20 protein-coding genes and 1 pseudogene are annotated in these 22,363 nt (G+C 73.4%); 10 read left to right on the top strand and 11 right to left on the bottom strand.

The genetic code is table 11. The annotated features are described in order from the left end of the window. From AOK22_RS14725 to AOK22_RS14700, 6 genes and pseudogenes are all read left to right on the top strand, one after another. Positions 1–538, top strand: a pseudogene (locus AOK22_RS14725) (SPFH domain-containing protein); the annotation flags it as partial. Then, positions 535–1,434: an NAD(+)/NADH kinase gene (locus AOK22_RS14720; protein ID WP_055699094.1), complete on the top strand. Its 900-nt coding sequence runs from the start codon at positions 535–537 to the stop codon at positions 1,432–1,434. The pseudogene AOK22_RS14725 and the gene AOK22_RS14720, both read left to right, overlap by 4 nt. A gap of 213 nt (positions 1,435–1,647) precedes the next feature. Next, positions 1,648–2,739, top strand: coding sequence for a mechanosensitive ion channel family protein (locus tag AOK22_RS14715; protein ID WP_055699093.1), 1,092 nt, complete (start codon positions 1,648–1,650; stop codon positions 2,737–2,739). 57 nt (positions 2,740–2,796) lie between these two features. Continuing rightward, on the top strand, positions 2,797–3,717 hold the full coding sequence (locus tag AOK22_RS14710; RefSeq protein ID WP_055699092.1) for a cation diffusion facilitator family transporter: 921 nt from the start codon (positions 2,797–2,799) through the stop codon (positions 3,715–3,717). Positions 3,718–3,804: 87 nt separating this feature from the next. Beyond that, on the top strand, positions 3,805–4,809 hold the full coding sequence (locus AOK22_RS14705; RefSeq protein WP_055699091.1) for a YdcF family protein: 1,005 nt from the start codon (positions 3,805–3,807) through the stop codon (positions 4,807–4,809). A gap of 282 nt (positions 4,810–5,091) precedes the next feature. Then, the gene (locus AOK22_RS14700) at positions 5,092–5,568 is read left to right on the top strand and encodes a hypothetical protein (RefSeq protein ID WP_244164793.1); all 477 of its coding nucleotides are present in this window, start codon (positions 5,092–5,094) and stop codon (positions 5,566–5,568) included. Positions 5,569–5,574: 6 nt separating this feature from the next. Here AOK22_RS14700 and AOK22_RS42705 read toward each other — a convergent pair whose 3' ends face one another. Further along, positions 5,575–6,618 carry a helix-turn-helix transcriptional regulator gene (locus tag AOK22_RS42705; RefSeq protein ID WP_244164792.1) on the bottom strand — a complete coding sequence of 348 codons (1,044 nt, stop codon included), beginning with the start codon at positions 6,616–6,618 and terminating at the stop codon, positions 5,575–5,577. A 379-nt stretch (positions 6,619–6,997) separates the two neighbouring features. On the opposite strand from AOK22_RS42705, the gene AOK22_RS14690 reads away from it, so the two are divergent. Further along, positions 6,998–8,758, top strand: a complete 1,761-nt coding sequence (locus tag AOK22_RS14690; RefSeq protein ID WP_055699090.1) for an ankyrin repeat domain-containing protein — start codon at positions 6,998–7,000, stop codon at positions 8,756–8,758. Positions 8,759–8,771: 13 nt separating this feature from the next. On the opposite strand, the gene dctA is transcribed toward AOK22_RS14690, so the two are convergent. The 3 genes from dctA to AOK22_RS14675 form a co-directional block, all read right to left on the bottom strand. Further along, positions 8,772–10,091 (bottom strand): C4-dicarboxylate transporter DctA, encoded by a 1,320-nt coding sequence (dctA, locus tag AOK22_RS14685; protein ID WP_055699089.1) that lies wholly within the window; start codon positions 10,089–10,091, stop codon positions 8,772–8,774. 47 nt (positions 10,092–10,138) lie between these two features. Next, positions 10,139–11,194: a tartrate dehydrogenase gene (locus AOK22_RS14680; RefSeq protein WP_055699088.1), complete on the bottom strand. Its 1,056-nt coding sequence runs from the start codon at positions 11,192–11,194 to the stop codon at positions 10,139–10,141. 72 nt (positions 11,195–11,266) lie between these two features. After that, positions 11,267–12,166, bottom strand: coding sequence for a LysR family transcriptional regulator (locus AOK22_RS14675; protein ID WP_055699087.1), 900 nt, complete (start codon positions 12,164–12,166; stop codon positions 11,267–11,269). Positions 12,167–12,274: 108 nt separating this feature from the next. On the opposite strand from AOK22_RS14675, the gene AOK22_RS14670 reads away from it, so the two are divergent. From AOK22_RS14670 to AOK22_RS14660, 3 genes are all read left to right on the top strand, one after another. Beyond that, positions 12,275–12,868 carry a TetR/AcrR family transcriptional regulator gene (locus AOK22_RS14670; RefSeq protein WP_055699086.1) on the top strand — a complete coding sequence of 198 codons (594 nt, stop codon included), beginning with the start codon at positions 12,275–12,277 and terminating at the stop codon, positions 12,866–12,868. Beyond that, positions 12,865–13,758, top strand: coding sequence for an alpha/beta fold hydrolase (locus AOK22_RS14665; RefSeq protein WP_055699085.1), 894 nt, complete (start codon positions 12,865–12,867; stop codon positions 13,756–13,758). The genes AOK22_RS14670 and AOK22_RS14665 overlap by 4 nt, the downstream gene beginning before the upstream one ends. A 166-nt stretch (positions 13,759–13,924) precedes the next feature. Next, on the top strand, positions 13,925–14,611 hold the full coding sequence (locus tag AOK22_RS14660) for a phosphatase PAP2 family protein (RefSeq protein WP_055699084.1): 687 nt from the start codon (positions 13,925–13,927) through the stop codon (positions 14,609–14,611). Between the two features lie 22 nt (positions 14,612–14,633). On the opposite strand, the gene AOK22_RS14655 is transcribed toward AOK22_RS14660, so the two are convergent. Genes AOK22_RS14655 through AOK22_RS14625 form a run of 7 tightly spaced genes read right to left on the bottom strand, consistent with a single transcriptional unit; the run spans position 14,634 to position 22,360 of the window. Next, entirely contained in the window at positions 14,634–15,977 is a 1,344-nt protein-coding gene (locus tag AOK22_RS14655) for a glutamate-1-semialdehyde 2,1-aminomutase (RefSeq protein WP_055699083.1), read from the bottom strand. A 7-nt stretch (positions 15,978–15,984) separates the two neighbouring features. After that, positions 15,985–16,536 (bottom strand): dTDP-4-dehydrorhamnose 3,5-epimerase, encoded by a 552-nt coding sequence (rfbC, locus tag AOK22_RS14650; RefSeq protein ID WP_055699082.1) that lies wholly within the window; start codon positions 16,534–16,536, stop codon positions 15,985–15,987. Next, positions 16,533–17,771, bottom strand: coding sequence for a polysaccharide pyruvyl transferase family protein (locus AOK22_RS14645; protein ID WP_055699081.1), 1,239 nt, complete (start codon positions 17,769–17,771; stop codon positions 16,533–16,535). The genes rfbC and AOK22_RS14645 overlap by 4 nt, the downstream gene beginning before the upstream one ends. Next, positions 17,768–18,751, bottom strand: a complete 984-nt coding sequence (locus AOK22_RS14640) for a glycosyltransferase family 2 protein (protein WP_055699080.1) — start codon at positions 18,749–18,751, stop codon at positions 17,768–17,770. Before AOK22_RS14640 ends, AOK22_RS14645 begins: the two co-directional genes overlap by 4 nt. Next, the gene (locus AOK22_RS14635) at positions 18,748–20,067 is read right to left on the bottom strand and encodes an MATE family efflux transporter (protein WP_055699079.1); all 1,320 of its coding nucleotides are present in this window, start codon (positions 20,065–20,067) and stop codon (positions 18,748–18,750) included. Before AOK22_RS14635 ends, AOK22_RS14640 begins: the two co-directional genes overlap by 4 nt. Beyond that, positions 20,064–21,338, bottom strand: a complete 1,275-nt coding sequence (locus tag AOK22_RS14630; protein ID WP_193433160.1) for a DUF4910 domain-containing protein — start codon at positions 21,336–21,338, stop codon at positions 20,064–20,066. Before AOK22_RS14630 ends, AOK22_RS14635 begins: the two co-directional genes overlap by 4 nt. Next, positions 21,335–22,360, bottom strand: a complete 1,026-nt coding sequence (locus tag AOK22_RS14625) for an NAD-dependent epimerase/dehydratase family protein (protein ID WP_055699077.1) — start codon at positions 22,358–22,360, stop codon at positions 21,335–21,337. The genes AOK22_RS14630 and AOK22_RS14625 overlap by 4 nt, the downstream gene beginning before the upstream one ends. Between the last annotated feature and the right edge of the window lie 3 nt (positions 22,361–22,363).

The raw sequence follows: 22,363 nt of genomic DNA, 5'->3' as shown, positions 1-22,363 counted from the left end.
CGGCATCGACGTGGTCGCCGTCCGCGTCGTCGCGATCCGCCCCGAGCCCGAGGTGGAGCGGGCGCTGCGCACACCCGCCAGGGAGCGCATCCAGCAGGACGCGGACCGGGCGACGTACGAACGGCGCGCGGTGGCCGTCGAGCGCGAGCGCGCCATCGCCGAGAACGAACTCGCCAGCCGCATCGAACTGGCGCGCAGAGAAGAGCAGTTGGTGGAGCAGAACGGCACGAACGCGCGGCGCGAGGCGGAGGAGGCCGCCGCCGCCGACGCCGTGCGCGCCGAGGCCGAGGCCGCCCGCACCGTGCGCCTGGCCCGCGCCGAGGCCGAGTCGGCGCGGACGGTCGGCGCGGCGCGCGCCGAGGCGCAGGCGGCCTGGCTGCGGGTGCACGCCGAGGTGGACGCCGCCACCCTGCACGCGCTGGCCGCCGGCCGGCTCGCCGAGAACGTGCCCCGCATCGAGAGCCTGACCCTCTCCCCCGACGTCCTGACCGGCCTGCTCGCCAAGCTCGGCGCCCCGGAGGGGGGCGGACGGCAGTGACCCTCGCGCCGCGCGCCGTCCTGGTCCACCGCACCACCGAGTACGAGGAGTTGCTGGCCCGGCACGGCACCCACGGGCAGGCCGCGTTCTTCCTCTCCTCGCGCGGGCGGAGCATCGAGGAGGTCGCCGAGCGGCACCGCCGGGCGCGGCGCGCGCTGGACGAGACCGCCGCCGCGGTGCCGCTCACCTGGCGGCAGAGCCGGGTGGAGCGCGCCGACCTGGACCGGTTCCTCTTCGGCCCGGAGGACGTGGTGGTCGTCGTCGGCCAGGACGGCCTGGTCGCCAACGCCGCCAAGTACCTGTCGGGACAGCCCGTCGTCGGCATCGACGCGGACCCGGGGCGCAACCCCGGCGTGCTCGTGCGCCACCGGGCGCGCGACACCGGGGCGTTGCTCGCCGCCGCCCTGCGGGAACGCGGCACCGTGGACGAACTCACCATGGTCGAGGCGGTCACCGACGACGCCCAGCGCCTGCTCGCCCTGAACGAGATCTATGTCGGCACGCCCGGACACCAGACGGCGCGCTACTCGCTGGGCGGCGACGGCGAGCGGGCGCCCGCCGAACCCCAGGCGTCCTCGGGCGTCCTGGTCGGCACCGGCACCGGCGCCACCGGCTGGCTGCGCTCGCTCTGGCAGCAGCGCGGCAGCGCCCTTGTGCTGCCCGGGGCCGTCGAGCCCCGGCTGATCTGGTTCGTGCGGGAGGCCTGGCCCTCGCCGGCCACCGGCACCTCACGTGTGGAGGGGGTCCTCGCCGCCGGTGAACGGCTGCGCGTCACCGTCGAGTCGGACCGGCTCGTCGCGTTCGGTGACGGGATGGAGGGCGACGCCCTGGAGCTCGCCTGGGGGCAGACCGTCCGCCTCGGCGTCGCCGACACCGCGCTGCGGCTTGTCGGTTGACGGATCCGGCCAACCTGTGAAGATCCAGGTGGGGGTATGTGCGACCGTCGTGCACGGATGCGGCAGGATGGCTCAGCGCCGGACCGAGCCCTCGTCCCGGCGTGACCGCTTTCCCCCGGAATCGAGCAGGTATCACAAGGTGACGACACATCACATACGCCGCGTGCGGGCGTATTCGCCGCGCTTCCTCCCCCGTACGGCGGGAGCGGGCCGATGACGCGCGCGCTCACCCTGCACGACTGGATCACGGCGGGCATCGCGGTGCTCGCCGGCGTCGCGGCGGGGCTGCTGCTGCGGACCCTCCTGCGGTGGCTCGGCGAGCGGGCCAGCCGGACCCGCTGGAGCGGCGACGACGTCATCGTCGACGCGCTGCGCACGCTCGTCCCCTGCGCGGCCATCACCGCCGGGCTCGCCGCCGCGGCGGGCGCGCTGCCGCTCACCCCGCGCACCGGGCGCAACGTCACCATGACGCTCACCGCGCTGCTCATCCTGGCGGCCACGCTCACGGCGGCCCGCATCGTCACGGGCCTGGTCAGGGCCGTGGCACAGTCCCGGTCCGGCGTGGCGGGGTCGGCGACCATCTTCGTGAACATCACGCGGGTCGTGGTGCTCGCGATGGGCTTCCTCGTCGTCCTGCAGACCCTCGGCATCTCCATCGCGCCGCTGCTCACGGCGCTCGGCGTGGGCGGTCTCGCGGTCGCCCTCGCGCTGCAGGACACCCTCGCCAACCTCTTCGCGGGCGTGCACATCCTCGCGGCGAAGACCGTGCAGCCCGGTGACTACATCCAGCTGAGCAGCGGCGAGGAGGGCTACGTCGTCGACATCAACTGGCGCAACACCGTGGTCCGCCAGCTCTCCAACAACCTGGTCATCATCCCCAACGCCAAGCTGGCGAGCACCAATATGACCAACTACAGCCGCCCCGAGCAGGAGCTGTCGATCATGGTGCAGGTCGGGGTCAGCTACGACAGCGACCTGGAGCACGTCGAGAAGGTCACGATCGAGGTCGTGGACGAGGTGATGTCCGGCATCACCGGCGCGATGCCCGACCACGAGGCGGCCATCCGCTTCCACACGTTCGGCGACTCGCGGATCAGTTTCACGGTGATCCTGGGCGTCGGCGAGTTCAGCGACCAGTACCGCATCAAGCACGAGTTCATCAAGCGCCTGCACCAGCGCTATCGCGCCGAGGGCATCCGGGTCCCCGCGCCCGCCCGCACGGTCACCGTCCACCAGGGCGAGCTGCCGCCCCCGCTCGGCATCCCGCACCAGCGCGACGCCGGCGCGGCCCCCCGGGTGCACTGACCCGACTGGCCGACCCTTCGGTGGCGGCACCCGTGCCCGCGTGTTCCACTCGCGGGCATGGGGCACGACCACGGCCCGTCCACGGCGGGCGGCACTCTCAGCGGGACGTACCGCAAGCGCCTGCTGTGGACCATCGGCATCAGCGGCTCGATCACCGTCATCCAGGTGGTCGGCGCCCTCCTGTCCGGCAGCCTCGCGCTGCTCGCGGACGCCGCGCACAGCCTGACCGACGCGGTCGGCGTCTCGCTGGCGCTGGGGGCCATCACCCTCGCCCAGCGGGCGCCGACGCCCCGGCGCACCTTCGGGTTCTACCGCGTGGAGATCTTCTCCGCGGTCCTCAACGCCCTGCTCCTCGTCGCCATCTTCATCTGGGTCCTCTGGTCGGCGATCGGCCGTTTCAGTGAGCCGGTGGAGGTCAAGGGCGGCCTGATGTTCGTGGTCGCGGTGGGCGGTCTCCTGGCCAATCTCGTGGGCCTGTGGCTGCTGCGGGACGCCAAGGACAAGAGCCTCAATCTGCGCGGCGCCTATCTGGAGGTCCTCGGCGACGCGCTCGGCTCGGTCGCCGTCATCGTGGGCGGCCTCATCATCCTGCTGACGGGCTGGCAGGCCGCCGACCCGATCGCCTCGATCGTCATCGGCCTGCTGATCGTGCCGCGCGCCTACGGCCTGCTGCGGGACTCCGTGCACGTCCTCATGGAGGCGACCCCGCAGGACGTCGACCTGGAGGAGGTGCGCCGGCACCTCCTGGAGGAGCCGGGCGTCGTCGCCGTGCACGATCTGCACGGCTGGACGGTCACCTCGGGGATGCCGGTGCTCACCGTCCACGTGGTGGTGACGGAGGCGGCCCTCACGGACGGGTACGGGGAGTTCCTCGGCCGGCTCCAGCGGTGCGTCGGCGACCACTTCGACGTGGCGCACTCCACGATCCAGCTGGAGCCGGAGGGGCACCGGGAGGACGCCGACGCGCTGCACGGCTAGGCGTACGGCCGCGCTCCCGGCCGAGTCCGGTCGGCCGCCCCCACCAGCCGGGGGTCACCCCTTCGCCTTGCCCCCTATTATTCGGACATGTTTGCCTATTTCGGCGCCGCACTGTTCTTCGCCCTCTTCGCCGTCGGCGTCCTGCGCGACCGGCGCCGCTTCAGCAACGCCGTCTACCTCGGCATCGCCCTGGCCTTTCTGGGCATCAGCTTGATCTACGAGCTCAACAGGGCTCCCCTGGGCGTCGCGGAGGTGGTCACGGTGCTGATCCTGGTGGTGCCCTCGCTGGGCGTCCTCGCCGTCGCGGTCTTCCTCACGGCCAACGGCGTGAAGATGGTCCGCAAGGAGGGCCGGAGCCCCACGAACTTCCTCTCCCTCCTCGCGGGCCTCTCGATCTTCGGCGTCATCGCGCTGCTCGTCGCCGCGTTCGGCACACGCTCGCGCCCGCTGATCATCATCACCGGCACCACGTTCCTCCTCGTCTGCTACGTCTCCTTCCTCTTCCTGTGCTTCATCGCGTACGCGTTCCTCTACAGCCGCATGCCGGTGCGCGGCACCGTGGACTTCGTGATCGTCCTGGGCTCCGGGCTGGTCGGCGGCACACGCGTACCGCCGCTCCTCGCGAGCCGGCTCGACCGCGGTCGCGCGGTGTTCGAGGCACAGCGGGCGCGCGGCGCCGATCCGCTGCTGATCACCTCGGGCGGCCAGGGGCCCGACGAACAGCTGCCCGAGTCCCACGCGATGGCCGACCACCTCACCGAGCGCGGCTTCCCCGCGGACCGGATCCTGCGCGAGGACCGCTCCGCCACGACCGAGGAGAACCTCGCGTTCAGCAGGGCGCTGATGGACGAGCGGCGGCCCGGGCACCGCTGCGTGATCGTCACGAACAACTACCACGCCTTCCGTGCGGCCCTCCTGGCCCGCCGCACGGGCGTGAACGGCCAGGTGGTGGGCGCCCCCACGGCCGCCTACTTCTGGCCGAACGCCACGATCCGCGAGTTCGTCGCGGTCTTCCTCTCCCACAAGACGGTCAACTTCGGCGCCTGTCTGCTGCTCGCGGCGCTCGGCACGGCCGCCTGGTGGGACGTCTGAGGCGCGGCCGACCGCCAGGTCGCCCGAGGCACGGCCGACCGGCAGGACGTGCGAGGCGCGCCGCTACCGCGCCGGTGGTGCCGGCCGCCGCGCCCCGAAGGCCCGCGCCACCGCGTCCCGCACCGCGGCCTCGGCGGACGCGGCATTCCCTCCCCCAGGGCTTCGCCCCCCTCGCGGTTCCCTCCTCCCGTGCGAGTCGTTTCACGGCGGTTTGCCCGGCCTTGCCTATGTTGAGCCGACAGAGGGTCCGCACTTCGGCCCCCGACCTGAACGGACGACACCTTGAAGCTGCAGCCGACCATGAACCGCGCGGCGTACGCCGCCCTCTCCTCTCTCGCCGTCGCGGCGGCCCTCCTGGGGCCGGTGACGGACGCGGCGGTCGCCGCCCCGCGGCCGACCGTGGCGGCCCCCACGGCGACGCCCGACGCACCCCGTCCCGCGCTCACCGCCCACGCCTCGGTGGACAGCGTGCGTGCCTCTCAGCAGTTCCGAATCGAGGGCACCAGCGAGGGTCTGCCGGCCGGCACTCCCGTCACCCTCCAGCAGAAGCAGGGCGAGCGGTGGGTCGACCTGCCCGCGACGGTGCACACGACCGCGCGCGGCACGTACGGCCTGCGGGTCGTCCTCGACCTCGTCGGCCGCAACGAACTGCGCATGACCGGCGGCGGCGCGGTGTCGCCGGTCATGCACGTCACCGTCCTGCCCCAGGAGCGGACCCTCCTGGAGGGGCGCCCGGTACAGGTGCCCCCCGGCCAGTGACCGGGTCTACTGCGCCAGGCAGGCGATCAGCTCCTCCCTGCCGGTGACCCCGGTCTTGCGGTAGACCGCCTTGAAGTGGTCGTTGACCGTGTGCGGCGACAGGCCGAGGCGGCGGGCGATCTGCTTGACGGCCAGGCCCTGGAGGGCCTGCTCGACGACCGCGCGCTCCCTGCGGGAGATGCCGTACCACTGGGCGAGCGCGGGCAACAGCTCGGCGGCCGGGGCGGGTCGGAGCGTGACCACCACGTCGTCCGCCCGGTCTCCGTCGAGCGGCTGCGCCTGCAGCGAGAACCACCCCAGCGGGGTGGGCGCGCGGGTGATCGCCGGTGCGGCCGTGCGCCGCGCGGTGTACGTGATGTGCCACAGGAAGCCGAACCGCTCCTGACCGCCGGCGGGATAGACGCCGGGCAGGAGTCCGCGCAGCGCGTCGCGGCCCGCCGCGGTCGCCCCGGAGACCTGGTCGTCGCGGTCGACGAGGACGACGCTGAGCGGGAAGTGGACCAGGCGGGGGCTGAGCGGCTTGTCGGTCACGTACCGCCGTACGGAGTCGGCCAGTGGCCGTGCCAGCTCCGCCGCGCGCGCCGCCTCGGCGGGCGAGAACGGCCTGGCGCCGCGCTCCCGGAGGAGGACCAGCACGCCCCAGGTGACACCGCGCCCGGTCAGCGCGACGCACAGCTCGCTGCCGTAGCTGTCGGCGGCCATGATGCGGTGCAGCCTGCGCGCCTGCGGGCTCTCGTCCGGCGCCCCGGCACCGAGGACGGTCACCGGGCAGTCGCCGGCGATGAGTTCGGCGACGGGGCTGCGGGTGCGGCCGAGCGCGTCCGCGCGGTCCATGCGGCGGCGCGCCCGCGTGTCGTAGGTGTTCTCGCAGGCGAGGAAGCAGCGCGCTCCGGTGACGGGGTCGAAGCCGGTGAGCAGGTATCCGTCGTGCGGGACGGCCCGGCTCAGGAGCCGGGAGAGCTCGCCGCCCAGCTCCGCGACGGTGCCGGCGCGTGCGGCGGCCTCCGGCGCGTCGCGGGCCACCGCGTCCACCGAGTACGTCGAGCCCATCGGATCCCCCTTGTCGGATCCACCTCCTGCGACCTGCGTCGAGTCTGGCACGGCAGCTGTCATCAACTCCCTTACTTTGCGCGCTTGTTCACCCGCGAGGGCCACGGAACAGGTGCGCGCCATCCCTGAATCTCGGGATACCGGGGCGCTCCTCGGGCCTCGTATGTTCAGTACGACGGTCCGGGGTGACCGGTCGGGGGAACCCGGTCACCCCGCCGTCCGCGCGAAGGAATGGTGGGTCGTCGCGCCGGGGAGTCCGGGCAGATCGCCGCCGCCGACGTCGGCGGTCTGCCCGGCGGCATCGACACGCCGACGACGGGAAGCACAGGAGTCGAACGTGCCGACGTGGATTGTCAGACCCTCCTGTCACGATGCCGACATGGGATTCTTCGACGACTTGGTGCTGCCGGAACAGCCCGCGCGGCAGCGTGACGCGTTACTCAGGCAGGGCCCTCCGGAGGCGGACGCGGGCCGGGAGCGGCCGCCCGGCGACTGGTTCGAGCCGGTGCTCGTGTCGCAGCTCGCGGTGGCCGGTGCCGGTCCCGCCGCGAAGGTGGTGGTGCGCGGCTGGTCCGTGTGGCCGCGTTCGGTCACGCTGCACCTGGCGGTCCGCAGGCCCGTGCACAGGGGCGAGGACGAGGCCGGGCGGCAGTCCGGTCTGCGGGTGGGGCTCCTGCTGGCCGACGGGCGCAGGGTGACGTCGCTCGACGAGTCCCGTGGCGGGTCCGTCCTCGGTCCGGCGGCGCTGCGGGCCGCGGCCGCGGGGCTGGAGGAGCCGTCCGGGCTGATCCCGCTGGACCCCGGCGTGGACTACGCGCGTCGCTCACTGTTCAAGACCGACGTCGATCTGTACCTGCCGGAGCTGCCGCCCCTCGGCGAGACGCGGCTGGTGGTGGAGTGGCCCGACGAGGACATCCCCGAGACGAGCACGCCCGTCGACGCGGGCGCGCTGCGCGCCGCGGCGGCGCGGTCCTTCGAGGCATGGCCCGACCTGCCGGCACCGGACCCGGAGACACAGCCGGGCATGATCATCACGAGCCACATGGGCGGCCCGCCGTCCTTCCTCGCCCCTCCCCTGTCCCGGCATCAGCGTGCGGCGCTAAGGCAGCAGGAGGAGGCACGGCGGCGCTATGCGCCGCGCGCCGACTGGAGCGGCATGGGGTACCGGGACTGGGGCGACGTGGAGTTGATCCGTGCCCGGCTCTCCGGCGGCGCTCCGCCCGACACCCTCGGCCCCGCGGGCGGCACACCGCTGCACCGGGCCGCGGAGAGCGGCGGCGCCGAGGCCGTGGCCGCGCTGCTCCCGCACGTCACGCGGGTCGACGCCGTCGACGAGGAGGGACGCACGGCGCTGTGGCACGCCGCCTGCGCCGTGGACGAGGAGAGCATCCGGCTGCTGATCGGCGCCGGAGCCGACGTGTGGACGCCGCAGTGCGGCCCCTGGTCGCCGGGCCGGCTGCTCCTGACGACGCCGCTCGCGCCGCTCGTCGCGGGGCTGCCGGGCGCGGTGCCGCTGCCGGAGGACGAGGCGGCCGCCTTCCGCGCGGCGGACGCGCTGATCAAGGCGTTCGGCATGGGGGACGTGTGGACCGAGGGCCTCGGCATCGCCTTCGTCCGCGACCTGGACGAGGACGAGGTGATCCGGCGCCTGGGCGGGGACCCGGCGCGCTGCCCCCAAGTCGGCCCGGAGGAGGCACCGTTCGACGAGGAGAACGACGAGCAGGACTACGACGACGACCTCGACTTCGTGCGGGTGACCGCCCTGCCGGGCTCTCCCGGAGGCTGCGTCATCACCCAGCAGGCGTACATGCCCGCCGACGACGACGTCCTCAAGGTCCTGTCGGCGGGCACGTCCGCGTACGGGGTGTACTTCAATCCCAAGGGCGGCACGCACGGCACGCTGGCCCGGGACGGCGAGATCGTGCGGCACGAGGAGATCGGGCTGCCGCCGGACGAGGCGGAGGCGACCGCGCACTGGCACTTCCGCTTCTGGCAGCACGGCGACCACGCCCCGTACGGGGTGCGGGACCTCGCCTACGCCTGCGGCGCGGCCGGGCTCCGCGTCGGCGACGGCTCGGCGGCCCTCGACTACGACGCCCCGCGGCGGTGGGTGGAGCTGCCACCGGAGCTCCGACGCTGACACCCGCTCGGCCTCAGCGCGCCGCCGGATCACGGCCCCGCAGCACCCGGTTGACCCGCTCGGTGTCGAGCACGCCCTCCCAGCGGGCGACGACGAGCGTGGCGACGCTGTTGCCCGCGAGGTTGGTCAGGGCACGGCACTCCGACATGAACTTGTCGATGCCGAAGATCAGCATGATGCCGGCGGCGGGGACCGTGCCCACGGTGGTCAAGGTGGCGGCCAGCGCGATGAAGCCCGCGCCGGTGATGCCGCCCGACCCCTTGGAGGTCAGGATCATGACGGCCAGCAGGCCCAGCTGCTGGCCGATGCCGAGCGGGGTGTCGGTGGCCTGGGCGATGTAGACGGCGGCCAGGGAGAGATAGAGGGAGCTGCCGTCGAGGTTGAAGGAGTAGCCGGTGGGCACGGTCAGGCCCACGATCTCGCGGCGTACACCGAGCCCTTCGAGCTTGGCCATCAGCCGGGGCAGCACGCTCTCGGAGGACGACGTGCCGAGCACGATCAGGAACTCCTCGCGCAGATGGCGCAGCAGCCGCAGGATGTTGATCCGCAGGAGCGCGGTGACCGAGCCGAGGACGACCAGGACGAAGAAGAGCGAGGTGCCGTAGAAGAGCGCGATGAGCCGGCCGAGACTGGTGAGCGTGGAGATGCCGTACTCGCCGATGGTGTACGCCATCGCCCCGAAGGCGCCGACGGGGGCGGCCAGCATGATGAAGTGCAGGATCTTGAAGACGACGGCGCCGAGCCGGTTGACGCCCTCGACGACGGGCTGTCCGACGGGTCCGACGGCCTTGAGGGCGACGCCGAACAGCACCGAGAAGAAGATGACTTGGAGGATGTTGCCCTCGGCGAAGGCGCCGACGGCGCTGGAGGGCACGATGTCCGTGAGGAAGTGCCACCAGCTCTGGTCCCTGCCGTCCTCGACGTACTGGGCGGCGTCGCCCTCCAGCCGCAGGTCGCCGGGGTCGGCGTGCACCCCGGCGCCCGGCTGGAAGACGTTCACCGCGACCAGGCCGACGACGAGGGCCGCGAGCGTGCCCGCCTGGAAGTACGCCAGGGACTTCAGCCCCACGCGCCCCACGCGGGCGAGGCTGTCCACGCCGCCGATGCCCGCCACGATCGTCAGGAAGACGATCGGGGTGATCAGCATCTTGATGGCGGAGACGAAGGTGGTGCCGACCGGTTCGAGGGCGACGCCGGCCGACGGCCACAGCCAGCCGGTCAGGATGCCGGCGGCGATGGCGGTGAGGACCCAGAAGTACAGCTGCCTGTACCAGGGCCGGGACGGCGTGCCGTCCGGGGGTGACACGGTGGGCGTGGACGCCGGCGCTGCCATGGCGTACCTCCTGTTACTCCTCGTCGAGGAACGGGGACGCGGGACGCTCAGAGCAGTTCGAGCACCTTGTCGGTGAACTCGGCGGTGGTCGCGGTGCCGCCGAGGTCCGGGGTGCGGACGTCGGTCGTGGCGAGGACCGAGGAGAGCGCGTCGGTGACGGCCGCGGCGGCGCCGGGGTGCCCGAGGTGGCCGAGCATCAGGGCGGCCGACCAGATGGCGCCCATCGGGTTGGCGATGCCGCGCCCCGCGATGTCGGGCGCGGAGCCGTGGACGGGCTCGAACATGGAGGGGAACTCCCGCTCCGGGTTGAGATTGGCGGACGGGGCGATGCCGATGGCCCCGGCGACGGCGGCGGCCAGGTCGCTGAGGATGTCGCCGAAGAGGTTGGAGGCGACGACCACGTCGAAGCGGGCGGGGTCGAGGACGAACTTGGCGGCCAGCGCGTCGATGTGCTCCTGATCCCACGTCACCTCCGGGTGCGCGGCGCCGCGTTCGGCGACCAGCTCGTCCCAGAAGGGCAGCGTGTGCACGATGCCGTTCGACTTGGTCGCCGAGGTCAGCCGCCCCTGCCTGCGCCCGGCCAGCGCGAAGGCGTACTCCAGGACGCGGGTCACCCCGGCCCGGGTGAACACGGCTTCCTGGACGGCCATTTCCTCCGGGAACCCCCGGTTCAGCCGACCGCCGATCTCGCTGTACTCGCCCTCGACGTTCTCGCGTACGACGACGAGGTCGACGTCGCCCGCGGCCGCGGACCGCAGCGGGCTGTCCAGGCCCTCGAAGACGCGGATCGGCCGCAGGTTGACGTACTGCCGGAAGCCGCGGCGGATCGGTATCAGCAGACCCCACAGGGAGACGTGGTCGGGGACGCCCGGGTGGCCGACGGCGCCGAGCAGGATCGCGTCCTTGTCCCGCAGCAGGTCGAGGCCGTCGTCGGGCATCATCGCGCCCTCCCGCAGATGCCGTGCGCAGGACCAGTCGTACGCGGTGAAGGCGAAGGTGATGCCGTGGCGCTCGCCCACGGCCTCAAGGACCTGCCGGGCGGGCGGCAGCACCTCGGTCCCGATGCCGTCGCCGGGGATCAGCGCGATGTGGTGGTTCGTCATGCGTCGATTCCAGCAACGGCCGCGTTCACGCGTCCAAGACGCGCTGGTGATGTGCCTGATAGGCGGGGCCTTTCAGTCGTCCCCTCGGCTGTCGTCCCGGGCTCCGGGGCCATCCGCGAGGAACGCCTCGGCGGCCGGTGAGAGCAGCCCGCGGCGGCTGACCAGGGCGATGCCGAGACGGGTCTCGGGCTCGATGTCCAGGACGCGCGCGCCGACCCGTTCGGCCGTCGTGCGCCAGGAGTCCGTCACCACGGCGAGCCCCACCCCCGCGAGCACCAGCGGCAGGATCGCGACCCGGTGCTCGGTCTCGGCGGCGACCTTGAACGCGATGCCGCGCTCCAGGAGGCCGTCCGCATAGGCCCGCATCCCGGTGCCGCGCTGGCCGACGATCAGTCGCTGCCCCGCCAGTTCCTCGCAGGTGACGGCCGTCCGTGAGGCGAACGGCCCGTCCGGCGGCACGACGAGCACGAAGCGCTGCTCGCCGACCGGATGGACGACGACCTCCTTGTCCGGGAGCGGCCCCGAGGCGGCGAGGAGACCCAGCTCCGCGGCGCCCGTGCGGACCATGTCGACGACGTCCCGCGCGGTGAAGGCCGCCTTGATGGAGACGGACACGTCCGGGTGGCGGGCGTGGAAGGACCGGATCATCGTCGTCAGCGGCTCGACCGCCTGCGAGGGCATCGCGGCGACGTCGAGGCGCCCCGAGCGCAGCTCACGTACGGCCTCGACGCTGGCCCGCGCCGTCTCCAGACCGCGCACGGCGGCCCGTGCCGGCTCGATCAGCGCCCGCCCCGCCTCGGTGAGCACGGCCCGCCGCCCGATGCGGTGGAACAGGTCGCTGCCCAGATCGCGCTCCAGCGCCCGGACGGCCTGGGACAGCGAGGGCTGCGACAGGTACAGGGCGGTCGCCGCCCGGTTGAACCCGCCGTGATCCACGATCGCCAGGAAGTACTCCAGCTGCCGGACATCCATGCACCGATTCTCACCCGGCCGGGAAACCCGCTCGCAGAACTAGGGCCCCTAGGCATAATCTAAGCTCCCTAGACAAAACCTAGGGGCCCTAGTTTCGGAGGAGAGCGCATGGCACGGGCCGGACTGACGGCGGAGCGGGTGACGGCCGCCGGGGCGGAGCAGGCGGACGAGGTCGGGTTCGACCGGGTGACCATGGCGCAGGTGGCGCGGCGGCTCGGCGTGAAGGACGCCAGCCTCTACGCGCACGTACGCGGCCTGGAGGATCTGCGCGGACGGATCGCGCTGCTCGCCGCGGACGAGAAGACCATCCGCATCGCGGAGGCGACCGCCGGACAGGCGGGCAAGGACGCGCTGGTGGCGTTCGCGAACGCCTGGCGCGCGTACGCCCATGAGCACCCGGGCCGCTACGCGGCGACACAGGCGTCGATCCGGATCGACCCCGACCTCGTGGCACAGGCGGCCGGACCGCGCCGTGCGGTCGAGCTGACCTACGGCATGCTGCGCGGCTACGGCCTCGACGAGCCCGACCTGACCGACGCGGTCCGGCTGCTGCGCAGCACGTTCCACGGGTTCGTCGCCCTGGAGGCCACCGGCGGATTCGCGCACGCGCGCACGCCTCAGCAGTCCTGGACCCGCGCCCTCGACGCGCTCCACACCCTCCTGGAGCACTGGCCCACGTCCCGAGAAGGAGACCCCGCATGACCACCCCGGCCACCGGCACGCTGCGCGTACCCGGCGCGACCCTGCACTACGAGGTGCGCGGCCACGGCCCGCTCCTGCTGCTCGTCCCCGGCGGGGCGGGCGACGCGGCCTCCTTCGACGGCATCGCCGACGACCTGGCCGCCGACCACACCGTCGTGAGCTACGACCCGCGCGGCATGTCGCGCAGCCCGCTGGACGACCCCACGGCCGAGCAGCACGTCGCCGAGCACGCCGACGACGCGCTGCGGATCCTGGAACTCCTCTCACCGGACGCGCCCGCGAAGGTCTTCGGTGCCAGTTCGGGCGCGATCGCCGCGCTGCACCTGCTCACCGCCCACCCCGAGCGTCTCGCACGCGTGGTGGTGCACGAGCCGCCGGTCGTGGAGGTGCTGCCGGACGCCGCCGACCACCGGGCGTTCCTCGCCCGCGTGCGGGAGACGCTCCGCGCGGAGGGGCTGATGCCGGCGATGACCGTGTTCGCCGCCGGGCTGAAGAAGGAGGGCGACACGACCGAGCCGCCCGCCCGCCTCACGCTGCCGCCGCAGGCCGCGGCGCGCGCCGAGCGGACGATGGCCAACCTGCCGTACTTCGTCGGGAGCATCGTGCCGCGCTTCATGTCCTACGCCCCGGACGTCCCCCGCCTGCGGGCCGTCTCGGACCGGCTGGTGATCGCCTGCGGCCAGGAATCCTCCGGTGAACTCCCCTACCGTTCCGCCGCGTTCCTCGCCGAACGCCTCGGCGGGCGGCCCCACCACTTCCCCGGCGGACACACCGGCCTGACGACGCACCCCGCCGCGTTCGGCACGCTCCTGCGCACGGCGCTGGGCACCGACGCCCGGATCCCGCGCGGTCTTTCCCAGGGGCAGAGCCATCCTGAAGTGGCCGGGTAGATCCGGCCGTTGGGCGGCGGTGCGCCGCGGCCGGACGGCCGGTTAGGGTGACAGGCCGAGGCCGAGTGGGCCGGACACGACGGGGAGGGCTCGCGTGGGATCGCCTGGCCGGAGCGGTGCCGGAAGTCGGCCGAGACCAGTCCCGGGACGACGTGCCGGTGGGCGGGTGACCGGCGGGCCCGCACCCGCCGTGCTGCCCCCGCCCCTGCGGGTGTGGTTCGGGGTGATCGCGGTCCTCGCCGCTCTGGTGGTCGTCGCGATCGGCGTCATGTACGCCGGACACGGCGAGCCCGGCAGGGTGGACCGGTGGGTCGTCGATCCGACGGCGGACAGCGTGGGGCCGCCGTGGCGGCCCGTCGCCCTGGTCACGGACTTTCTCGGAGAGCCCCTCGGGGCTGCGTTGCTGATCGCGGCCGTCGTGACGGGCTGCCTGCTGCTCCGGTGCCCTCGTGCGGCGGTTTTCGTCGTGGCCGGTGTCGGCACGACCGTCGGCACGGCGACGGTGATCAAGTCCCTTGTGGGGCGCACCATCCACGGCGACGACAACTTGTCCTACCCGAGCGGGCACACCGCCTTCCTCACCGCGCTCGCCCTCATGGCGGCGCTGCTCGCGACCGGCCGCCTCGGCCTCGGCAGAGCGGCGGGCACGTCACTCGTGCTCGCCGCCGCGCTGGCCGCCGGCGCCGTCATGGGCTGGGCGCAGGTCGCCCTGGGCGCGCACTACCCGACCGACGTCCTCGGCGGCTGGTGCACCGCGCTGGCCGTGGTCCCGGCGACCGCGTGGCTGGTCGACCGGGCGGCCGACCGGAGGGCCGCTCGCACGGCCGACTCCGGTCAGCGGCAACCCCACTGACGTCACGTCACCTCACGCGGCATCACGCCAGGCGGCGGAAGACCGGCTTCACCGGCCGCCCGGCCAGCCACGGAGTGGGATCACCGGCGTCGAGTGCCTTCCGGTACACCGCGCAGGCCTGGGCCACCACGTCGACGGTGTGCTCGATGTCGGACTCGTCGAGCGCGCTGCTCACCACGAACGACGGAGCGAGCACCCCGCCCGCGAGGAGCCGGCGCAGGAACAGCGTGCGGTACTGCTGGGACGGCCGGCCGTCCCCGTCGAGCGTGGCGAAGACCAGGTTGCTGGCCCGGCCCCGGACGACGACGTGCTCGCCGACGCCCATGCCCGCCGCGGCCTCGCGGACCCCGGCGGCCAGCCGCTCGCCGAGGGCGTGCAGCCGCGCGGTGACGCCCTCCTCGACGTAGGTGGTCTGCACGGCCATCGCGGCGGCCAGGGAGTGCGTCTCCGCGCCGTGCGTGGTGGACAGCAGGAACACCCGCTCGCCGGAGTGGCGCAGCCCGCCCCGCTCCATCAGGTCGCGGCGCCCGGCCAGCGCGGAGACGGCGAAGCCGTTGCCGAGCGCCTTGCCGAACGTGGAGAGGTCGGGGACGACGCCGTACAGGCCCTGGGCGCCCGCCTCGGACCAGCGGAAGCCGGTGATCATCTCGTCGAAGATCAGGACGCAGCCGTGCCGGTCGGCCAGGTCCCGCAGGCCCGCGAGGTAGCCGGGCGGCGGCTCCGTGTGCGTGGCCGCTTCGAGGATCAGGCAGGCGATCTCGCCCTCGTGCCGGTCGAGCAGCTCCTCCGTGGCGGCCAGGTCGCCGTAAGGGAACGCCACGGTCAGCTCGTTGGTCGACGCCGGGATGCCCGCGGACATCGGCGTGGTGCCGATGAACCAGTCGTCGACGGAGAAGAACGGGTGGTCGGCGCAGAGGGCCACTCGCTGGCGCCCGGTGGCGGCGCGGGCGAGACGCACCGCGGCGGTGGTGGCGTCGGAGCCGTTCTTCGCGAACTTCACCATCTCGGCGGTCGGCACCGTGGCCAGGAAGCGCTCCGCCGCCTCGACCTCCACGATCGAGGGCCGGACGAAGTTGCTGCCCCGGCCGATCTCCCGCCGCACCGCCTCGGTCACGCGCGGGTGGGCGTGACCGAGACTGACCGACCGCAGACCGGAGCCGTACTCGATGTAGCGGTTGCCCTCGATGTCCCACACATGGGCGCCGCGGCCGTGGCTGATGACCGGGGCGAGGTCCTGCGGGTACTGGTCGTCGCCCTTGGCGTACGTGTGCGCGCCCCCGGGGATGAGGTCGTGCAGCCGCTCGTTCGCCTGCCGCGACAGGGGCAGGGCGAACTCGTCGGCGTCCGCGGTGTGTTCGGTGTTCACGGCGACCTCAACTCTCCATGTGCTTCAGGGCCTCGGCGAGGCTCGGTGCCTCCCGGTCCCGCGGGGACATCGACGTGGGCGGCAGCGGCCAGTCGATGGCGAGCTCCGGGTCGTCGAAGGCGATCGTCACGTCCTCGGCGGGGTCGTGCGGACGGTCGATCCGGTACGACGTGTCGGCGGTCTCGGTCAGTGCCTGGAAGCCGTGCGCGCAGCCGGCCGGGATGTACAGCGTCCGCTGCGTCTCGCCGGACAGTTCGAAGGAGGCCGTGTTGCGGTACGTCGGGGAGTCCGGCCGCAGGTCCACGACGACGTCGAAGATCCTTCCGTACGAGCAGCGCACCAGCTTGGCCTCGCCGGCGCCGGAGCGCAGGTGCAGGCCGCGCAGCACGCCACGGACCGAGCGGGACACGCTGTCCTGGATGAAGGCGTTCGGGTCGAGGCCCACCGAACGGACGACGTCGGCGTCGAAGGTGCGGCAGAAGAAGCCGCGTTCGTCGGCGTACGGCGTCGGTTCGAACAGGAACGCCCCGTGGATCGCCGGGACGTGGGTCGCTTTCATGGGGTCTCCCGCAGGGCGTGGGCGTGGGCGTGACCGGTGCCGGCCGCCGGGAACAGTGCCGCGGTCAAGGCGGTGAACTGCTCCTCCAGTTGGCGGGCAGCGATCAGGTTCTTCTCGGTGAGGGTCTTCCGCAGCTCCGCGGAGCGCCGCTCCAGCTCCCGGAACTGTTCGAGCAGCCGGTCGGCGTCGACGTCGCGGGCGGGGTGGCGGAACTCGCCGAGCCCCATCCGGTCCATGAGCGCGTCGCTCTTCGCCGCGTAGCTGAGCGCGAGCGTGGGCGTGCCGACCTTCAGCGCGCAGACCAGGTTGTGGTACCGGGTCGCCACCACGGTGTCGGCCGCCGCCGTCTCCTTCATCAGGTCGGCGAGCGAGGCCGCCTCGGCGGCGGTGACCAGCGGCGAGTCCACCGCGTCGAGGATCGCGGCGACCACCGGGGCGTCGCACGCGTCGCCGGTGAGCAGCCGGACCGGCCTGCCCTCCTCGACCAGCGCGCGGACGAAGCGCGTCGTCCCTTCCAGGTAGCGCCGGTGGATCTCCTCGGCCCGCGCGCGGTCGTCGTTGCCGCCATGGAAGTCCATGACGCCGACGCAGACCGGGCCCGGCCTCTCCGAGGGCGCGCCCGCGGGCGGTGTCGGCAGGGCGAAGGCGAGGTCCGGGTAGACCTCGTCGCGCGTGGTGTCCACGCCCATCGCCCGCATGGCGTCGCGGGACAGGGTGTCGCGGTACGACCGGTACGTGGCGAGCCGCGCGGACCAGCGCACCAGGGTCCGGGTCGGCCGGTTGCCGATCGGGGCGGCGCCGACGCCGACCAGGGCGACCCGGGTGCCGAACAGCCGGCCGCTCGCGCAGAGCAGGAACAGCGCGTACGGGAAACCCCACGGCCGCAGCGGCAGCGTGGCCTCCAGGACGCCCATGCCCGGCACGATCACCACGTCGTGCCGCCGCACCCAGGCTGCGGTGCGGAAGGCGTCGACGAGCTTGCCCAGGCCCTTGCCCGCGACGGCGCCCGCACGGGACGCGGTCCGGTACTCGCCCCGGTACCAGTGCAGCCGCGTCGCGGGGATCCGGTACCGGGCCGCGACGGCCTCGGGCCCGCCGCACAGCGCGTCCACGGCCGCCTTCGGGTGCTCGGCGCGCAGATGCCCGAGCACGGCCTCCAGGGATCCGTCGTTGCCGAGGTTGCCGGAGCCGAGCAGGCCGAACACCCCGACGCGCACCGGGGTTCGGTCCGTCATGCCTGCCTCCCCACGGCGCCCTCGCGTCCGTCGGGACCTCCACGGCCTTCGCGCCCGGCGACGAGGGCGTCGACGGAGACGTCGAGCCGGGCCGGGTCGACCGGGGCGCGGTCCTCGACCCGCTCGCCGGCGCCCGGCCGGGCCCGGCTGGTCATCCACGTGGCCAGGTGGCGGTAGCACGCGCGCCGGTCGGCGGCGGACAGCGGCGCCCGCCGGATCGCCGCGACGAAGCCCCACACGTACTCGGCGAGCAGCCGGGGCGTCGGGTGCAGGGCGCCCGCCCTGCGGGGGTCCAGGTTGACGCACCGGGAGCGCTTGGAGGGGTTCGCCCGCTCGGCGCGGGTGGGGTGGTCGCGGCGGAAGTACAGCAGCTCCGGGACCTGGTGGAAGGGCCCGTGCAGGACGATCTCCGCGACGAACGTGCGGTCGGCGTGGTGATAGCTGTCGTGCGGCTTCACCCGGCGCAGCATGTCGGCGCGCATCACGCCGTAGAAGTCGTCGCCGCCGGGCTCGAAGAGGAAGCTGCGGAAGCGCTCCGGCGCGCGCGGCGAGTCGGTGGCGATCCCGTACTCGTACGGGACCTTCACCTTGCCCTCCTCGTCGATGACCGCCTGGCCGGAGTGCGCGAGGACCACGTCCGGCCGCTCGTCCAGCGCCTCCACACAGCGCTTGAGGAGGTCGCGGGCGTACAGGTCGTCGTGCGAGGCCCACTTGAACAGCTCGCCGCGGCACTGCGTGAACACGTAGTTGTGGTTCGGCGCGGCGCCGATGTTGCGCGGCAGGCGGAGGTACCGGATGCGGGCGTCCCGCGCCGCGTAGGCGCGGCAGATGTCCTGCGTCCCGTCGGTCGAGGCGTTGTCGGTGATGACCAGCTCGAAGTCCTCGTAGGTCTGGCCGAGCAGGGCGTCGAGCGACTCGGCGAGGTACTCCTCGCCGTTGTAGACGGGCAGGCCGATGCTCAGCCTGGGGTGGGCGGTCATGAGGTCCTCACTTCACGAAGGGTGTTCCTGTGGTGCTCGCGCAGGGCCGAGCGCAGGTGCAGCCACCACACGGCCGAGCCGCAGACGGTCGCGGCGGCGACGCCCCAGGCCGAGCCGAGCGTGCCGGCCACGGCCGCCCCGCCGAGCCCGCCGCCGACATAGCAGGTGGAGGCGAAGAGCTGGCTGCGCAGGCTGCGCCGGGCCGCGCCGAGCGCCCGCAGACCGGCCGCCGCGCCGGTGCCGAGCCCGGCGCCCGCGACGCCGAGCACGGCCGGGACGATGAGCCCCGAGGCGGAGCTCCAGACGTCGCCGAGCGCGAGCTCGCCGAGCCGGTCGGGCATCAGTAGCAGCGCCGCGCCCCAGAGCAGCGCCGCGACGGCCTGCGCGCCGCCCAGCAGCAGGCAGAACAGGCCGAGGCGGTGCGGGGCCCTGCGCAGGACCCGTGCCGCCTCCGCGACGGTGACCAGCGAAAGGCCCATCAGCACGGCCATGAACGGGCCGAGCAGGAGTTCGGCGCCCCGGACCACGCCGACCGCGCTGACCCCGACGATCACGCCGAGGCCGTACGCCCGCAGCTGGCTCGCGCCGCTGGTGCAGACGTTCTCGATCAGGTAGCGGGAGCCGAGGTCGTGGTGCGCGCGCAGCCACTCGCGCGCACCGGTGAGCCGGGGCCCGATGCCGGACTGGAGGATGCCGTACGCCCCGGCGACCGCGGCGGACGCGCCCCAGGCGAGCACGAAGGCGGCCACGCTGCCCACGCGGGCGGCCGCCACCATGGCCGGGACGAGCGCGACGCCCCACACCAGGTCGTTGACGAACGCCTTGCGCCCGGCGCCGGCGGCGAAGAAGGCGTACCGCCAGGCGTCCTGGAGCAGCAGCCCCGGCAGCATGACGCCGAGGCAGGCGAACGCGGTGCCCAGCTCACCGCCGAGGGCGAGCCCGACGACCAGGCACACCGCTCCGATGGCGCCGCCCACGCCCAGCGCGGTGCCCGACGAGCGGGCCACCGCCCCGCGCCAGGACGCGTCGGACACGCCGCTGAAGCGCACCACGAGCGGGTCGGTGGCCAGGCCCCGGGAGACGCTCAGGACCACGCCGTAGGTCACCCAGGCCAGGCTGAACACGCCGAACGCGGAGAGGCCCAGCGAGCGTGCCACGTAGATGCCCACCACGAAGTTGGACAGGCTGGAGGCCGCCTGGTCGGCCAGTCCCCAGGACAGCCGGCCGAGGATGGCCCGCTTGGCGGTGCGCCGGGTGGGTCCGGCCGGGGCCGCCGGTGTCGTCGCCCTCTCCCCCTCGGTGGGCATCGGCGTCATGCCTTGATCAGCCCGGCGCCGCGCAGGGCGCCGGCCGCGGTGGCGACGGTGTCGAACGGCAGCCCGGACCGCTCGGCGACGTCCAGCAGACTGTGGTCGCCGTCCGAGAGGTTGAGCACCCAGAGCATCGCCATCTCGGCCTGCTTGGCGTCGCTGCGGCCGCCCAGCGAGTCGTACAGGCCGCGCCGGCCCAGCTGGGGTTCGCCGTACGGGCTGAGGTTGAGGTACCTCCGGTTCCTGTCGAGTACGGCGAACGCCTCGCGGCAGACGGCGAGGGTGTCGGCCATCGCCTCCGGGGAGACGAAGTCCGGGTTGTCCGCCGAGGTGTGGTACTCGGGGTAGGCGGCGTACGGGGTCCGGCTGAGCGAGCCCACGCCGAGGTCGAACCCGGGTGAGCAGTACTGCCGCTCGTCGTAGCCGTAGGGCGTGAACTCGCGGATGCTGTGCGGCCGTTCGGAGGTGGCCAGCACGTGCTTCAGGACCCGGTCGATCTCCGCGTCGCCGCGCCTGCTCTGTTTGTACGTCAGGTGGCCCCGGTCTCCGGCGCAGGCCAGCACGAGGCCGTGCTTGACCCGGTCGATCCGCTCCGCGTTGCGGGCCAGCCAGGTGATCGCCCCGATGGTGCCGGGGGCGTAGATGAACCGGTAGGTGTAGTACGGCGTCCGCTCGGCCAGCTCCCGCGCCAGGAACGTCGCCACGGCGATGCCGGCGAGGTTGTCGTTGGCCAGCGACGGATGGCAGACGTGACAGGAGACGATCACCTCGTCGGGGACCTGTCCCGGGACCACGTGTTCGCCGTAGGTGAGGTGGCCGTCCGCGAGGGTGGAGTCGACGCGTACCTCGTAGTCGCCGTCCGGCAGCGCGTCCAGCGTCTCCTGGGCCAGGCAGAATCCCCATTCCGGCTTGTAGTAGCTGGTGCGGTAGGGCACCCAGGACGGGTGGTCCGGCAGGGTGTGCAGGTGTCCGCGCAGCTCGGACAGCGGCATGGTCGCCGAGACCGGCACGCTGTAGCCGAGCACGTGCAGGCTGGACGCGGCGAAGTCGACGACGCGGCGGCCCGCGCCGTCGGCGACGTACGCGTCCCGGATGTTCCACTCCTGCGGGACCGTCCAGTCGAGGACCTGCGTACCGGTCGGCACCTCGTGCACCTGCAGCGGGACGTACTCGTCGACGATCTTCAGGGTGGCGCGCACGCCGTCCCCGGTGATGCTCCGGCACAGCGGGTACAGCCGCCGCACCAGGGCGTGCATCTCCTCGCCGGGCGCGGTCATCGGCGCCACCGCAGGGTGTCGTCGACGGTGCCGGCCTCGGACGCCGCGCGCAGCACGGCGAGGCGGGTGAAGCGCTGCTCGAAGTCCTCGCGGGTCAGACCGTGCGTGCGGTAGGCCTCGGCGAGTTCGAGCGCGCCCCGCTTCACCGTCCACTCGCAGTCGAAGCCGGGCACGGCGGCGCGGAAGGCGGAGAAGTCCACGCGGTACGAGCGCGGGTCGGCGCCGGTCTCCCCGGTGATCCGGACCTTCGAGCCGGCGACCGCCTCGGCGACCTGCTCGGCGATCTCGGCGACCGTGACGTTGTTGACCTCGCTGCCGATGTTGAACGCCCGGTCGTGCACGGCCTCGCGCGGCGCGGTCAGCGCGGCCGTGAAGGCCCGTGCGATGTCGGCGGCGTGCACCAGCGGGCGCCAGGGCGTGCCGTCGGAGAGCACGAGCACCTCGCCCGTCAGGAGGGCGTGGCCGACCAGGTTGTTCAGCACGATGTCGGCGCGCAGCCGCGGCGAGTAGCCGAAGGCGGTGGCGTTGCGCATGTACACCGGGGTGAAGTCGCCGTCGGCCAGCGCGTGCAGGTCGTCCTCGACCCGCACCTTGGACTCCGCGTACGGGGTCACGGGGCGCAGCGGGGCGTCCTCGGCCACCAGTCCGCTGCCGCCCGCGGCGCCGTAGACGGAGCACGTCGACGCGTACAGGAAGCGCCGCACTCCGGCGTCCCGGGCCAGTCGCGCCAGGCGTACGGACGCGTGGTGGTTGATGTCGTAGGTGAGGTCCGGGGCCAGCGCTCCCAGCGGGTCGTTGGACAGGGCGGCGAGGTGGATCACGGCGTCCACGCCGGCCACGTGCTCGGCCGTGATGTCGCGCAGGTCCACCCGGTGCCCGGAGGGATCGGCGGGCGTCGGGCCGAGGACGCAGTCGGCGAACAGGCCGGCGTCGAGGCCGACGACTTCGTGTCCGGCGGCCGTGAGGACGGGAGCCATCACGGTGCCCAGGTAGCCCTGGTGTCCGGTGAGCAGTACGCGCAAGGT

It is taken from the genome of Streptomyces silaceus (assembly GCF_001419745.1).
GTDB lineage: Bacteria > Actinomycetota > Actinomycetes > Streptomycetales > Streptomycetaceae > Streptomyces > Streptomyces silaceus.
Note: the sequence above shows the minus strand (reverse complement) of the source record. Positions and strands in the feature narration are given on the sequence as shown.

Bases quoted from the DNA above. Each gene is read 5' to 3' on its own strand.
- AOK22_RS42705 (WP_244164792.1), bottom strand. From the start codon at position 6,618: ATGGGCTCGACGTACTCGGTGGACGCGGTGGCCCGCGACGCGCCGGAG.
- AOK22_RS14665 (WP_055699085.1), top strand. From the start codon at position 12,865: ATGACCACCCCGGCCACCGGCACGCTGCGCGTACCCGGCGCGACCCTG.
- AOK22_RS14675 (WP_055699087.1), bottom strand. From the start codon at position 12,166: ATGGATGTCCGGCAGCTGGAGTACTTCCTGGCGATCGTGGATCACGGC.
- dctA (WP_055699089.1), bottom strand. From the start codon at position 10,091: ATGGCAGCGCCGGCGTCCACGCCCACCGTGTCACCCCCGGACGGCACG.
- AOK22_RS14645 (WP_055699081.1), bottom strand. From the start codon at position 17,771: ATGACGGACCGAACCCCGGTGCGCGTCGGGGTGTTCGGCCTGCTCGGC.
- AOK22_RS14630 (WP_193433160.1), bottom strand. From the start codon at position 21,338: ATGACCGCGCCCGGCGAGGAGATGCACGCCCTGGTGCGGCGGCTGTAC.
- AOK22_RS14640 (WP_055699080.1), bottom strand. From the start codon at position 18,751: ATGACCGCCCACCCCAGGCTGAGCATCGGCCTGCCCGTCTACAACGGC.
- AOK22_RS14690 (WP_055699090.1), top strand. From the start codon at position 6,998: ATGGGATTCTTCGACGACTTGGTGCTGCCGGAACAGCCCGCGCGGCAG.
- AOK22_RS14705 (WP_055699091.1), top strand. From the start codon at position 3,805: ATGTTTGCCTATTTCGGCGCCGCACTGTTCTTCGCCCTCTTCGCCGTC.
- AOK22_RS14715 (WP_055699093.1), top strand. From the start codon at position 1,648: ATGACGCGCGCGCTCACCCTGCACGACTGGATCACGGCGGGCATCGCG.
- AOK22_RS14680 (WP_055699088.1), bottom strand. From the start codon at position 11,194: ATGACGAACCACCACATCGCGCTGATCCCCGGCGACGGCATCGGGACC.
- AOK22_RS14635 (WP_055699079.1), bottom strand. From the start codon at position 20,067: ATGACGCCGATGCCCACCGAGGGGGAGAGGGCGACGACACCGGCGGCC.
- AOK22_RS14670 (WP_055699086.1), top strand. From the start codon at position 12,275: ATGGCACGGGCCGGACTGACGGCGGAGCGGGTGACGGCCGCCGGGGCG.
- AOK22_RS14710 (WP_055699092.1), top strand. From the start codon at position 2,797: ATGGGGCACGACCACGGCCCGTCCACGGCGGGCGGCACTCTCAGCGGG.
- rfbC (WP_055699082.1), bottom strand. From the start codon at position 16,536: ATGAAAGCGACCCACGTCCCGGCGATCCACGGGGCGTTCCTGTTCGAA.